This window comes from Dietzia aerolata, assembly GCF_014144865.1.
GTDB classification, from domain to species: Bacteria; Actinomycetota; Actinomycetes; order Mycobacteriales; family Mycobacteriaceae; genus Dietzia; species Dietzia aerolata.
In genome coordinates, this window is record NZ_JAALDM010000045.1 from 1 (window position 1) to 13227 (window position 13227).

Here is a 13227-nt window from a genome sequence, read left to right on the forward strand (position 1 = left end):
CCGCCGACCTGGTGGAGGAGGTGCTGCGCCTGGAGGGGCTGGAGGACATCCCGTCGGTGCTGCCCACCGCGCCCGCCGGCCGTGGCCTCACTGCGACCCAACGCGGCCGCCGCGCCGTGGGCCGCGCCCTCGCCTCCGCCGGCCACGTGGAGGTGCTCACGTCACCGTTCTGCGATCCGTCCGTGTTCGACGCGATGGGATTGGACGACGACGACGAGCGCCGCAGCACGATGTCCGTGGTCAATCCCCTGGAGAACGATAAGGCGCATCTCGCGACAACGTTGCTGCCATCGTTGATGGAAATCACTCGTCGCAACCTCACCAGGGGCACTCGTGACCTGGCGCTGTACTCGGTCGCCCAGGTGGCGTTCCGGACCCCTGCCACTACAGGTGTGGAGATGCTTCCGGTGGACCGCGAACCCACCGCGCAGGAGCAGCAGCGGCTCGAGGATTCGCTGCCGGTCCAGCCGCTGCATGTCGCGGCCCTCTACACCGGTAGACGCGAGCCCGCCGGTCATGCCTCGCCGGGACGGGATGCCGATGCGCTCGACGCGGTCCGCGCCGCCGAGGTTGTGGGCACGGCGCTCGGTGTCGAGACGCAGGTGCGGGCCGCCTCGTATGCCCCGTGGCATCCCGGCCGCTGTGTCGAGGTCCTGGTCGACGACACCGTGGTGGGTCATGCCGGTGAGCTACACCCCGCCGCCTGCGAGCGACTCGGGTTGCCTTCCCGGACGTGCGCGGTGGAGCTCGATCTCACCGCGATGGGCGTCCGAGAGGTGCTGCCCGCACCGGCGATCTCGTCGTTCCCGTCGGTGAACCAGGACGTCGCCGTGGTCGTGGACTCGGACGTGCCGGCCTCCGCCGTCGAGGCGGCGCTGATCGCCGGCGGCGGCGAGCTCCTCGAGAGCGTCCGACTGTTCGACATCTACACCGGCAGTCAGCTCGGCGAGGGCCGCAAGTCGCTCGCCTACGCACTGACGTTCCGGGCCGACGACCGGACACTGACCGAGGACGAGGCCAGCCAGTGGCGCACCGCCGCGGTGGAGGCGGCCGCCGAGGTCGTCGGGGCGAGCCTCCGTGGTTGACGCAGCCGGAGCGCGGGTGCCCCGGGTGCTGTGCATCGCCGGTACTGATCCGTCGGGTGGTGCGGGTCTGCTCGCCGACACCAAGGCCGTGACCGCGATGGGCGGATACGCGATGGGCGTGGTCACCGCGGTGACCGTCCAGAACACCTGCGGGGTGACCGGTGTGCACCCTGTGCCCGTCGAGACGGTCATCGCGCAACTCGACGCCGTCGCTGATGATGTCCGGATCGATGCCGTCAAGATCGGCATGCTCGGTGAGGGCTCACTCGTCGAGGCGGTGGGCGCGTGGCTTCGTCGTCGTCGTCCTCCTCATGTCGTTCTGGACCCGGTCATGGTGGCCACCACCGGCGGTCGCCTGGCGACTGACGACGCGGCGCGCATGTTGCGCGACCTCGTGCCGCTGGTCGACCTCGTCACCCCGAACGTGCCCGAGCTCGGTGTGCTGTGCGGTTCCGAGACCGCCACGGACATCGAGGGGATCGTCGGCCAGGCCGAGCTGGTCCACGAGCAGACCGGCAGCGCGATCCTCGCGACCACCGGGGACCTCGAGGACGGCAGCGCCGAGGACGTGATGGTGGAGTCCGAGGGCGACCGTCGTGCCACCCTGCGGCTGTCGTTCGTCCGCGTGGATACCCCGCACACGCACGGCACCGGCTGTTCGCTCTCCTCCGCGTTGGCGACCGCCCGCGTCGGTGCGGCGGACTGGGAGGGCGCCTACCGCAGGGTGCGACCGTGGATGGACGGGGCCCTGCGCGGCGGGCTGACCCTGGATGTGGGACAGGGCGCCGGTCCGCTGGATCACACCTGGTTCCTCCACCACTGACCCCGGCCGGGCCCGGCCCGGCCCGGCCTCCACCGACCGCCACCCGCGCCCGCTGACCTGGCGCGATTGCGTCGCATCCCCGTTCGTGTCGTATGTGTGTGCGAACGTCTCCGTCGACAACCACCAGACGGTCAGGAGATATCCATGAACACCACCGATTCCGCACAGTCCGCTTCCGCACGGTCGTCCGAGAAGGCGCTCGACCGGGTTCGAAAGCTGTTCGCCAAGGCTGAGAGCGTGGCCGGAACCCCCGAGGCGGAGGTGCTCCTGGAGCGCGCCTACGCGCTACTTGCCAAGTACGGCGTGGACGAGGCGTTGGCCAGATCCGGACTGGATCAATCCGCCTCCGAGGTGCTGGTCCACGAGTACGTGCTGTCGGGCAAGTATCAACCGGATCAGGTCGGGCTGATCGCCTCGTTGGCCAACGCGATGCACTGCAAGGCCGTGACCTCGCGTCGAGCGGACGGTAAGCGCATCGTCTACGTCGTCGGTGTGCGTCGGCATGTCGACAGGGTGGTGATGCTCGCCGGCGCGCTCACCGGGATCATGCTCGCCGGTGCGGCACGGCAACGTCCTGCTCCGGGGATCTCTGCGGTGACGCACCGCAAGTCCTTCATGACCGGCTTCGCCTTCGAGGTCGGGCGTCGGCTGGCGGCTGCCGAGGCCGGCGCGGTCTCCGCGAGCGAGGACGCGGTAGGGGCGGGGTTGGTGCTCCGCTCGGACTCCCAGCGCGCGGAGTCGGCGATGCGCCGTCGCTTCCCGCACACGGTCAAGGGCTCGCGGCGACGGGTGGGGACCTCCGGGCTCGAGGAGGGACGCCGGGTGGGTGGCACCGTGGACCTGGGCCAGAGCCGGTTCGCCGGCGGACGGCGGCAGATCGGGGCGTGACCGCGGCTCCCGCGGCTCGCGCGTCGACGTTCCGACACCCGGGGATGCAAAAGGTTGCAATGTGATGCATACTTGTGCGCATGGCAATCAAGGTAGCGGTCGCAGGTGCATCCGGATACGCGGGCGGGGAGTTTCTCCGACTCCTGCTCACTCATCCGTCGTATCTGACGGGTGAGTTGGAGATCGGGACCCTGGCGGCGGGATCCAATGCGGGGCAGACGCTTTTCGAGCACCACCCGCACCTCCTGCCGCTCGCTGACCGGGTTCTCGCGGAGACCAGCGCCGAGTCGCTCTCCGGGCACGACGTGGTAGTCCTCGGCCTGCCGCACGGTCACTCCGCGGCGATCGCAGAGCAGCTCGGCCCGGACGTCCTCGTGATCGACCTCGGGGCGGATTTCCGGTTGTCGGATGCCGGTGACTGGGAGGCGTACTACGGATCCGCACACGCCGGGACCTGGCCGTACGGGCTGCCTGAACTCCCCGGGGCCCGCGACGCGTTGCGGTCGACCCGCCGCGTCGCGGTCCCGGGGTGTTTCCCCACCGGCGCGACCCTTGCGCTCTTCCCGGCTGTGGCGAAGGGGCTCGTCGACGCCACCGGCATCACCATCGTGTCGGTGACCGGGGCCTCCGGTGCGGGAAAGTCCGCCAAGGTTCCCATGCTCGCCTCCGAGGTCACCGGCTCGGCCAAGGCCTACGGTGTCACCACCCACCGGCACACCCCGGAGATCACCCAGAACCTCCGGGCGGTCACCGATGCGGAGGTCTCGGTGAGCTTCACCCCGGTGCTGGCGCCGATGGCTCGCGGCATCCTCACCACCGCCGTCGCGCCGACCACCGCTACCGCGGACGAGCTCCGTGAGCTCTACGCCGAGACCTTCGCCGACGAGCCGTTCGTCCACCTCCTCTCCGCAGGAGTGCAGCCGATGACCGCCTCCGTGCTCGGCTCCAACGCTGTCCAACTGGGCATCGAAGTCGACGAGCGCGCGGGCCGCGCCGTCTTCACCGCAGCGATCGACAACCTGGCCAAGGGCACCGCCGGAGGTGCCATCCAGTCAATGAACATCGCGCTCGGACTGCCCGAGACGGCGGGGCTCGGCACGGTCGGTATAGCCCCGTGACCGATCGGTCCGGGAGTAGCCCGTCCTGCGCCGGCGGTGTGCTCGCCGGTGCGACCCCCGGCGGACGGGAGCACGGGCTGGAGCGATGGTGGGATCCGGCCGAGAACGACGCGATGTTCTGGCTCGCCCCGGCCGGCTCCACCGTGATCCTCGAGACCAACGGCGAAGGCGCGGACGCAGTGGAGCTGCGATGGAGCGAACTGAGTGCCCAGGTTCCGTCGGTACGGGCAGTCGTCCTGTTGGACGGGCCCGGATTCGACGATCCCGGTGCCGACTTCACGTTTGCACACAGCGTCGCCGAGGACGTGGCCCGCTTCGCCGGAGAACGATCGGGGATCGAGGCCGGCGCGATCGAGATACTGGTCTTTCGTCCCGACCCCGCACGCGGTCCGTGGCCACGGCCGACGCGGACCGCCGACGGCGCCGAATTTCGGTTCCCGCACCGCGGCGGCGCTGATGTCCGCGTGACCGTGACCATCCCCGCCACTGCCCAACCAGATACCACTATTCAGCCCGATAACACTGCTCAGCCCGTTACCCCCGGAGGCGAATGACATGCCCACCTCGATGAACGACGGTTCCACCCAGCTGACGCCGTTCGTCCGCGCGCACGTCCTCGCTGAGGCATTGCCGTGGCTGCAGAAGTTCCACGACAAGATCGTCGTGGTCAAGTACGGCGGCAACGCCATGGTCGACGACAAGCTCAAGGAAGCATTCGCGGCGGACATGGTCTTCCTGCGAACCTGCGGCATCAAACCGGTCGTCGTCCACGGCGGAGGTCCGCAGATCACATCGATGCTCGGGCGGCTGGGCCTGGAAGGGGAGTTCCGCGGCGGCTTCCGCGTCACGACCCCCGAGGTCATGGACGTCGTTCGGATGGTTCTGTTCGGTCAGGTCGGGCGCGAGCTCGTGGGACTGATCAACGCCCACGGTCCGTACGCGGTCGGGATCTCCGGTGAGGACGCGGGCCTGTTCACCGCAGTCCGCCGGACGGCAATGGTCGACGGGGAGCCCACTGACATCGGCCTCGTCGGCGATGTCGCCGCGGTCGAGCCCGGCGCAGTGCTCGACCTCATCGAGGCCGGGCGTATCCCGGTGGTCTCGACCATCGCGCCCGACGCGGACGGCATCGTGCACAACATCAACGCCGACTCCGCGGCCGGGGCACTCGCCGCGAAACTCGGCGCCGAGAAGCTCGTCGTATTGACAGATGTAGAGGGCCTCTACACCAATTGGCCGGATCGCTCATCGCGCGTCTCCCATCTCGGGACCAGGCCGCTCGAGTCGCTCTTGCCGTCCCTGGAAAGTGGGATGGTCCCCAAGATGGAGGCCTGCCTCGCGGCGGTCCAGGGCGGCGTCGGCGCAGCACACGTCATAGATGGTCGCGTCGAGCATTCAGTGCTCCTGGAGATCCTCACCGAGGGCGGCATCGGCACCATGGTCACCGAGGGTGACCACGAGACCAGGACATCAGCAGGAGAAGACTCGTGAGCCAGCAGGACAGCACCACTCTCACCGCCCGATGGGACACCGCGTTGATGCGCAACTACGGCACCCCGCCGCTCGAGCTGGTCTCCGGCCGGGGCGCCGTCGTGACCGCAGCCGACGGGCGCGAGTACCTTGACCTGCTCGCCGGGATCGCGGTCAACTCACTCGGACACGCACATCCGGCAGTGGTTTCGGCCGTCAGTGCGCAGATCGCCGAACTGGGGCACGTCTCCAACCTCTACGTCCATCCGGAGGTCGTCAGGCTGGCCGAGCGACTGGAGTCGCTCCTGGCGGTTGACCAGCCGGTACGCGCGTTCTTCTGCAACTCGGGAGCCGAAGCCAACGAAGCCGCATTTAAGATCGCCCGCCGCACCGGACGGTCGCGGATCCTCGCCGCCGAGAACGGCTTCCATGGACGGACCATGGGTGCGTTGGCGATGACCGGACAGCCCGCCAAAAGGGCACCTTTCGAGCCGATGCCCGCCGGCGTCGAGTACTACCCCTACGGCGACATCGCAGCGCTTCGGGCACTGGTCGAGCAGGCGCCGGCGGACACCGCTGCCGTGATCCTCGAACCAGTGCAGGGAGAGGGCGGCGTCGTCGAGCCCCCGGAGGGATTCCTCGCCGAGGTGCGGCAGCTGTGCACCGAACACGGCATCCTCATGATCGTCGACGAGGTACAGACCGGAATCGCACGCACGGGTGCCATGTTCGCCATCCGCAAGGCCGGCGTCGTCCCCGACGTCATCACCCTGGCGAAGGGGCTCGGGGGCGGACTGCCGATCGGGGCCTGCCTCGGAATCGGTGAGGCGGGGGTGCTGCTCACCGCCGGGCAACACGGCACGACATTCGGCGGCAATCCCGTCGCGTGCGCCGCCGCGAACGCCGTCCTGGACACGATTGAGTCCGAGGATCTGGTGGCACACGTGGACCGGCTCGGCAAGATGTTCGCGGCCGAGATCGAATGTCTCGATCATCCGCTGATCGATCATGTTCGCGGTCGCGGACTCCTGCTCGGCGTGGTGCTCACCGCTGCCCGCGCGAAGGAGGTCGAGGTGGCCGCTCGCGACGCGGGGATCCTGATGGGGGCCACCGGACCGGACGTCGTCCGGCTCGCCCCGCCGCTCATCCTCACCGAAGAACAGGTCGCACAGGTCGTTGCCGCCCTGCCCGCGATCCTCGACACCGCGTCCGAGAAGGAGACCTCGTCATGACCGGTACGACCAATCCGTCCCAGACGCCGACTGCGGCCGGATCAGCTCCGCGCCACTTCCTCCGGGATGACGACCTCAGCCCCGCCGAACAGGCTGAGGTCCTGGACCTGGGACTGCGACTCAAGGCCGAGCCGTTCTCGGCACGCCCCCTCGAGGGCCCGAAGTCGGTCGCGGTGATCTTCGACAAGACCTCGACGCGAACACGCTTCTCCTTTGACGCCGGCATCGCGCAGCTCGGTGGAAACGCGATCGTGGTGGAATCCGGGTCCACGCAGATGGGCAAGGGTGAGACCCTTTCCGATACTGCGATGGTGATGTCGCGGTACGTCGAGGCGATCGTGTGGCGGACCTACTCTCAGGCCGGTCTCGGTGAACTCGCGGCCCACTCGTCGGTGCCGGTGGTCAACGCCCTCACCGACGATTTCCACCCCTGCCAGATCCTCGCCGACCTGCTCACGATCCGCGAGAACTTCGGACGCACCGCCGGACTGCGGGCGGTCTACCTCGGCGACGGTGCCAACAACATGGGGCACTCGTACCTGCTGGGATTCGCGACGGCGGGGATGCACATCACGATCGCTGCCCCGGAGGGCTACCAGCCGACCGGGCAGGTCGTCGCCGACGCCGAGGCGATCGCCGCGAAGACCGGTGGCTCGGTCACCATCACCACCGACGTCGACACCGCGGTGGTCGACGCGGACGTCCTCATCACCGACACGTGGGTGTCGATGGGCATGGAGGACTCGGCCACCGAGCGACTGCGCGACCTGGCGGACTACCAGCTGGGACAGTCAGCGGTCGACAAGGCCTCGGATGACGTCATCGTCCTGCATTGCCTGCCGGCGTACCGCGAGAAGGAGATCACCGCCGAGGTCATCGACGGGCCTCGCAGCAGGGTGTTCGACGAGGCAGAAAACCGACTGCACGCCCAGAAAGCGCTACTCGTCTGGCTGATGGAGCGATCGTGACCGCGGTCGGCGGAGTCAGCCGGACGGCGCGTCACGCGCGCATCGCCGAGATCCTGCGCGCACGACCGGTCAGCAGCCAGACAGAACTCGCGGAGGTACTCGCGGGGGAGGGGATCGAGGTGGCGATCGCGACCCTGAGCCGTGACCTCGACGAGCTCGGGGCGGTCAAGCTCCGTGCAGCAGACGGCGGCGTCGGCCGGTATGTGATCCCGGAGGACGGAAGCCACGTGCCGGGCATCCCGGGGGGCACCGACCGACTCGGGCGACTACTCGGGGAGCTGCTCGTCTCCGCCGACCACAGCGGGAACATGGTGGTCCTCCGGACACCCCCGGGCGCCGCGAATTTCCTGGCCAGCGCACTTGATCGCGCAAACCTCGACGACGTGGTGGGCACGATCGCCGGGGATGACACCATATTCGTGATGGCCCGCGAACCGGTTCGCGGTGCAGAGCTCGCGGACCGACTCACGGCCCTGGCTCGACGCCAGCTCTGAGCCGACCACCTACCCTTGAACACCTAGACAGCGAACACTCTGAAGGAGAACACCATGACCGATCGCGTCATCCTCGCCTACTCCGGCGGCCTCGACACCTCCGTTGCCATCAGCTGGATCGGTAAGGAGACCGGCGCCGAGGTCGTCGCCGTCGCCATCGACCTCGGTCAGGGCGGCGAGGACATGGACGTCGTGGGTCAGCGTGCCCTGGATTGTGGCGCCGTCGAGTCGGTCGTCGTCGACGCTCGCGACGAGTTCGCCGACGATTACTGCGCACCGACCATCAAGGCCAATGGCATGTACATGCGGGAGTACCCGCTGGTGTCGGCCATCTCCCGCCCGTTGATCGTCAAGCACCTCGTCGAGGCAGCCAAGGAGCACGGCGGCACGGCCGTCGCCCATGGATGCACCGGTAAGGGCAATGACCAGGTGCGATTCGAGGTCGGCTTCGGTGCTCTGGCACCTGATCTCGACGTGATCGCGCCGGTCCGCGACTACGCGTGGACCCGCGAGAAGGCCATCGAGTTCGCGGAGCAGAACGAGATCCCGATCAACGTCACCAAGAAGTCGCCGTTCTCGATCGACCAGAACGTCTGGGGCCGCGCCGTCGAGACCGGCTTCCTCGAGGACCTGTGGAACGCCCCGACCAAGGACGTCTACGACTACACCGAGGACCCGACCCTCAACTTCGCCGCACCGGACGAGGTCACCATTTCGTTTCAGGCCGGCGTGCCCGTCGCGATCGACGGCCGCAAGGTCACCGTGCTGGAGGCGATCGAGGAGCTCAACCGTCGCGGCGGCGCCCAGGGTGTCGGCCGGATCGACATGGTCGAGGACCGCCTCGTCGGCATCAAGAGCCGCGAGATCTACGAGGCCCCGGGCGCGATGGTCCTCATCACCGCGCACAAGGCCCTCGAGGACGTCACACTCGAGCGCGAGCTCGCCCGCTACAAGTCGGGTGTCACCGACACCTGGTCCAACGCCGTCTACGACGGACTGTGGTTCTCCCCGCTGAAGTACGCGCTCGACGCGTTCATCGAGAGCACCCAGGAGCACGTCACCGGCGACATCCGCCTGGTGCTGCACGCCGGTCAGATCATCGTCAACGGTCGCCGCTCGGACTCCTCGCTGTACGACTTCAACCTGGCGACCTACGACGAGGGCGACTCGTTCGACCAGAGCTACGCCAAGGGCTTCGTCAACCTCCACGGACTGAGCTCCAAGATCGCCGCCAAGCGGGACCTGGGCCTGTGAGCGAGGAGCAGGGCCGGGACGACCGGCACGGAACCAACACCGGAGCACTGTGGGGTGGCCGGTTCGCCGGAGGCCCCGCGGAGGCGATGGCCGCGCTGAGCAAATCCACGCACTTCGACTGGGAGCTCGCGCCGTACGACATCCGGGCCTCCAAGGCGCACTCCCGCGTCCTGCATCGTGCCGGGCTGCTCAGCGGTGCCGACCTCGACGCGATGCTCGATGGACTGGACCGCCTGGCCGCCGATGTCGACTCCGGGGAGTTCGTTCCCGAGGAGTCGGACGAAGATGTGCACGGGGCACTGGAGCGCGGCCTGATCGAGCGGGTCGGCCCCGAGGTCGGTGGTCGGCTGCGGGCCGGCCGGTCCCGGAACGACCAGGTCGCGACGCTGTTCCGCATGTGGTTGCGCGACGCGGTGCGCGCGGTGGCGGCGGGCGTGCTCGACGTGGTCGACGCGCTCGTGGCGCAGGCCGACGCACACCCCGACACCGTCATGCCGGGCAAGACCCACTTCCAGGCCGCCCAGCCGGTCCTGCTCTCGCACCAGTTGCTCGCGCATGCGCAGCCGTTGCTGCGGGACCTGGACCGGATCCGGGACCTGGATCGGCGTCTGGCGGTCTCGCCGTACGGCTCCGGTGCGCTCGCGGGTTCCTCCCTCGGGCTGGACCCGGACGCGATCGCCGCGGAGCTCGGCTTTGACCGGGCCGCGGACAACTCGATCGATGCCACGAGCTCGCGCGACTTCGCTGCCGAGGCCTCGTACGTGCTGGCCCAGATCGCGGTGGACCTGTCGCGCCTGGCGGAGGAGATCATCGCCTGGTCGACACCGGAGTTCGGCTACGTCACGCTGGCCGACGAGTGGTCGACGGGCAGCTCGATCATGCCGCAGAAGAAGAACCCGGACGTCGCCGAGCTGATGCGCGGCAAGACCGGGCGACTGATCGGCAACCTCACCGGACTGCTCGCCACGCTCAAGGCCCAGCCGCTGGCCTACAACCGGGATCTACAGGAGGACAAGGAGCCGGTCTTCGACTCGGTCGCCCAGCTCGACCTCTTGCTTCCGGCGATGGCGGGCCTGGTCGGCACACTCACCTTCCACCCCGAGCGGCTCGCCGAGCTCGCCCCGGCGGGCTACACCCTGGCCACGGACATCGCCGAGTGGATGGTCCGGCAGGGCGTGCCGTTTCGCGTCGCCCACGAGGCGGCGGGGGAGTGCGTGCGTGTCGCCGAGGCACGTGGTGCCGGTCTTGATGAGCTCGACGACGACGAGCTCGCCGCCATCGACCCCGCACTGACACCCGAGGTACGTGAAGTGCTCACGGTCGCGGGGTCGATCGCCTCTCGTAACGCACGCGGTGGGACAGCCGGCGATGCTGTGGCGGTCCAGCGGAACCGGTTGGGCGAGTTCCGTGACGAACTCGCCGGCTGGGTAGGGTGAGCGCCATGTCCGTCATCGACGCACGTCTGCTGGAAATTCTCGCCTGCCCCGAGGACAAGGGGCCGCTCCTGCTGATCGGTGATGACACGCTGTACAACCAGCGTCTGGGCCGCGCCTACCGGATCGACGACGGCATCCCGGTCCTGCTGGTCGACGAATCGCGCGAGGTCGACGAGGCCGAGCACGCAGAGCTACTCGCCAAGGCGGGGGCGGGGGAGACCTCCTCCCCGGAGTGAACCCTTCCGATCCGCACGTGGCCCCGTCCGGCGTCGCCCATCCCTTCAGGAGCCTGCTGAGGGAGGCGGCGCCCGACGAGGCCGCGCGGATGATCCTCGGTGGGACGCTCACACACGGAGCCGTGTCGGTCCGGATCGTCGAGGTCGAGGCCTACGGGGGACCTGCGGCTTCTGCTCACCCGGATGCCGCCGCCCACACGTGGCCGGGCCCGACCGAGCGCAACCAGGTGATGTTCGGCGATGCCGGCCACCTATACGTCTACCTCAGTCACGGCATCCACCATTGTGTGAACATCACCTGTCGCCCGGCTGGCGAGGGTGGGGGCGTACTGCTGCGGGCGGCACGCCTGGAACGCGGCCACGACGTGGTGTCTATCCGCCGGCCCGGCGTCACGCCCCACACTGTCGCCCGCGGACCGGGCAATCTCGGCCGCACCCTCGGAATCGACATGTCATATCGAGGTGTGGACGTGTTCAACTCGTCGTCGTCGCCGGTTCTGTTTTCTCCTGACCCGCCCGCCACCGACCAGATTCGCTCCGGCCCCAGGGTCGGGGTCTCCCGCGAGGCCGACCGGCACTGGCGGTTCTGGATCGCCGGGGCCCGGGAGGTTTCGGCCTACCGACGTAGCCCGCGGGCACCCGCGGTGACCCGCCCCGTGGTCGACACCCGGGGCGATGGGGGACAATGAACGGCGTGACCAACAACATCCTCGATGACCTGCAGTGGCGTGGCCTGATCGCCCAGTCGACGGACCTCGACTCGCTCCGTGCCCATCTCGACGAGGGAATGGTGTCGCTGTATTGCGGCTTCGACCCCACCGGGCCGAGCCTGCACGCCGGTCACCTCATCCCGCTCCTGACGCTGCGGCGCTTCCAGCTCGCCGGACACCGGCCGATCGTCCTCGCCGGCGGAGCCACCGGAATGATCGGGGATCCCCGCGACATCGGTGAGCGCGTCATGAACACCTCGGACACCGTGGCGGGCTGGGCCGAACGGATCTCCGGCCAGCTCGAGCGCTTCGTCGACCTCACCGAAGGACCCACCGGGGCACGCATCGTCAACAACATGCAATGGACCGGACACCTGTCGGTGATCGAGTTCCTGCGCGACGTGGGAAAGCACTTCTCCCTCAACACCATGCTCGGCCGAGACACCGTCAAGCGCCGGCTCGACGGGGACGGGATCTCCTACACCGAGTTCTCCTACATGCTGCTCCAGGCCAATGACTTCCTGCAGCTGCGGCGCAACCTGGATTGCACACTCCAGATCGGTGGATCTGACCAGTGGGGCAACATCGTCGGCGGTGTCGACCTGAACCGACGCGTCGACGGTGAATCGGTCCACGCCATGACCGTCCCGCTCGTGACCGCATCCGACGGCACGAAGTTCGGCAAGTCCACCGGCGGCGGCAGTCTCTGGCTGGACGCCGCCATGACCAGTCCGTACACCTGGTACCAGTACTTCCTCAACACCGCGGACGCCGACGTCGTGCGCTACCTGCGGTGGTTCTCCTTCCTCGGCAGGGAGGAGATCGAGGAACTCGAGGCGATCACCGCCGAGAAGCCGCATCTGCGCGCCGCGCAGAAGCGCCTCGCCGAGGAGATGACGACTCTCGTCCACGGTGTCGAGGCGACCGAATCCGTTCAGGCCGCCGCCCAAGCACTGTTCGGCCGGGGCGAGATCTCCGGCCTGGACGAGGTCACCCTCGCCGCGGCCCTCGAGGATGCCGGGTCCGCCAACGTCGAATCCGATGATCCGCAGACGATCACCGACCTTTTGGTTGCCAGCGGTCTCTGCCCGAGCAAGGGCGCGGCCCGCCGAGCTGTCGGTGAAGGTGGTGCCTACGTGAACAACGAGCGCATCTCGGATCCCGAGTGGACGCCAACCGCGGACGACCTGCTTCATGGAAGCTGGCTGGTGCTGCGGCGGGGCAAGAAGAGCTTCGCGGGGATCCGGATCGTCTGACCAGAGGTCGATCCCTAACACGAAAACGCCGACCATGTCGGCGTTTTCGTGTTTTAAAGCCGATCTACCTGCAGGTTTGCGTTTCCATTCATGTCTGCGTAACTTAATGGACGTCGCCGAGAGCGAGCCCGGACCGAAAGGAACGGGGTCGTGCAAGGCAGGCGCGCTCCACGGAGCGGGTTCGAGAAATGCCCGGTTTTGACCGGGAACGGAGAGCCTGCTAGCCTGGAGAAGTTGCCCCGAGCTGGGGCGGCGAG

General features: G+C 68.4%; 14 protein-coding genes. All 14 read left to right on the forward strand.

Annotated elements, in window-relative coordinates:
* On the forward strand, positions 1-1085 hold a 1085-nt coding region (locus G6016_RS03425), incomplete at its 5' end, for a phenylalanine--tRNA ligase subunit beta-related protein (RefSeq protein ID WP_479682400.1).
* Entirely contained in the window at positions 1078-1908 is an 831-nt protein-coding gene (gene thiD, locus G6016_RS03430; protein ID WP_338403499.1) for a bifunctional hydroxymethylpyrimidine kinase/phosphomethylpyrimidine kinase, read from the forward strand. The genes G6016_RS03425 and thiD, both read left to right, overlap by 8 nt.
* A 144-nt stretch (positions 1909-2052) precedes the next feature.
* Complete coding sequence (locus tag G6016_RS03435) at positions 2053-2796, forward strand: DUF2786 domain-containing protein (RefSeq protein WP_182631305.1); 744 nt, start codon at positions 2053-2055, stop codon at positions 2794-2796.
* Positions 2797-2876: 80 nt separating this feature from the next.
* The gene (argC, locus tag G6016_RS03440) at positions 2877-3914 is read left to right on the forward strand and encodes an N-acetyl-gamma-glutamyl-phosphate reductase (protein WP_182631306.1); all 1038 of its coding nucleotides are present in this window, start codon (positions 2877-2879) and stop codon (positions 3912-3914) included.
* Positions 3911-4468: a hypothetical protein gene (locus G6016_RS03445; protein WP_182631307.1), complete on the forward strand. Its 558-nt coding sequence runs from the start codon at positions 3911-3913 to the stop codon at positions 4466-4468. Before argC ends, G6016_RS03445 begins: the two co-directional genes overlap by 4 nt.
* Position 4469: 1 nt before the next feature.
* On the forward strand, positions 4470-5405 hold the full coding sequence (gene argB, locus G6016_RS03450) for an acetylglutamate kinase (RefSeq protein WP_182631308.1): 936 nt from the start codon (positions 4470-4472) through the stop codon (positions 5403-5405).
* Positions 5402-6616 (forward strand): acetylornithine transaminase, encoded by a 1215-nt coding sequence (locus tag G6016_RS03455; protein ID WP_182631309.1) that lies wholly within the window; start codon positions 5402-5404, stop codon positions 6614-6616. Before argB ends, G6016_RS03455 begins: the two co-directional genes overlap by 4 nt.
* Positions 6613-7584, forward strand: a complete 972-nt coding sequence (gene argF, locus G6016_RS03460) for an ornithine carbamoyltransferase (protein WP_182631310.1) — start codon at positions 6613-6615, stop codon at positions 7582-7584. The genes G6016_RS03455 and argF overlap by 4 nt, the downstream gene beginning before the upstream one ends.
* On the forward strand, positions 7581-8078 hold the full coding sequence (locus G6016_RS03465) for an arginine repressor (protein ID WP_182631311.1): 498 nt from the start codon (positions 7581-7583) through the stop codon (positions 8076-8078). The genes argF and G6016_RS03465 overlap by 4 nt, the downstream gene beginning before the upstream one ends.
* Before the next feature lie 54 nt (positions 8079-8132).
* Entirely contained in the window at positions 8133-9332 is a 1200-nt protein-coding gene (locus G6016_RS03470) for an argininosuccinate synthase (RefSeq protein WP_182631312.1), read from the forward strand.
* Positions 9329-10768: an argininosuccinate lyase gene (gene argH, locus G6016_RS03475; protein ID WP_182631313.1), complete on the forward strand. Its 1440-nt coding sequence runs from the start codon at positions 9329-9331 to the stop codon at positions 10766-10768. The genes G6016_RS03470 and argH overlap by 4 nt, the downstream gene beginning before the upstream one ends.
* Positions 10769-10773: 5 nt before the next feature.
* Positions 10774-11004: a Trm112 family protein gene (locus G6016_RS03480; protein ID WP_182631314.1), complete on the forward strand. Its 231-nt coding sequence runs from the start codon at positions 10774-10776 to the stop codon at positions 11002-11004.
* A gap of 53 nt (positions 11005-11057) precedes the next feature.
* Positions 11058-11693: a DNA-3-methyladenine glycosylase gene (locus G6016_RS03485; RefSeq protein ID WP_277815108.1), complete on the forward strand. Its 636-nt coding sequence runs from the start codon at positions 11058-11060 to the stop codon at positions 11691-11693.
* A complete protein-coding gene (tyrS, locus tag G6016_RS03490) occupies positions 11690-12970 on the forward strand; it encodes a tyrosine--tRNA ligase (protein WP_182631315.1) in 1281 nt (426 codons plus the stop codon). The genes G6016_RS03485 and tyrS overlap by 4 nt, the downstream gene beginning before the upstream one ends.
* The last annotated feature ends 257 nt before the right edge of the window (positions 12971-13227 follow it).

Excerpts from the sequence above, each read along its gene's own strand:
- G6016_RS03480 (WP_182631314.1), top strand. The coding sequence starts at position 10,774 with ATGTCCGTCATCGACGCACGTCTGCTGGAAATTCTCGCCTGCCCCGAG.
- tyrS (WP_182631315.1), top strand. The coding sequence starts at position 11,690 with ATGAACGGCGTGACCAACAACATCCTCGATGACCTGCAGTGGCGTGGC.
- argB (WP_182631308.1), top strand. The coding sequence starts at position 4,470 with ATGCCCACCTCGATGAACGACGGTTCCACCCAGCTGACGCCGTTCGTC.
- argF (WP_182631310.1), top strand. The coding sequence starts at position 6,613 with ATGACCGGTACGACCAATCCGTCCCAGACGCCGACTGCGGCCGGATCA.
- G6016_RS03435 (WP_182631305.1), top strand. The coding sequence starts at position 2,053 with ATGAACACCACCGATTCCGCACAGTCCGCTTCCGCACGGTCGTCCGAG.
- argC (WP_182631306.1), top strand. The coding sequence starts at position 2,877 with ATGGCAATCAAGGTAGCGGTCGCAGGTGCATCCGGATACGCGGGCGGG.
- G6016_RS03470 (WP_182631312.1), top strand. The coding sequence starts at position 8,133 with ATGACCGATCGCGTCATCCTCGCCTACTCCGGCGGCCTCGACACCTCC.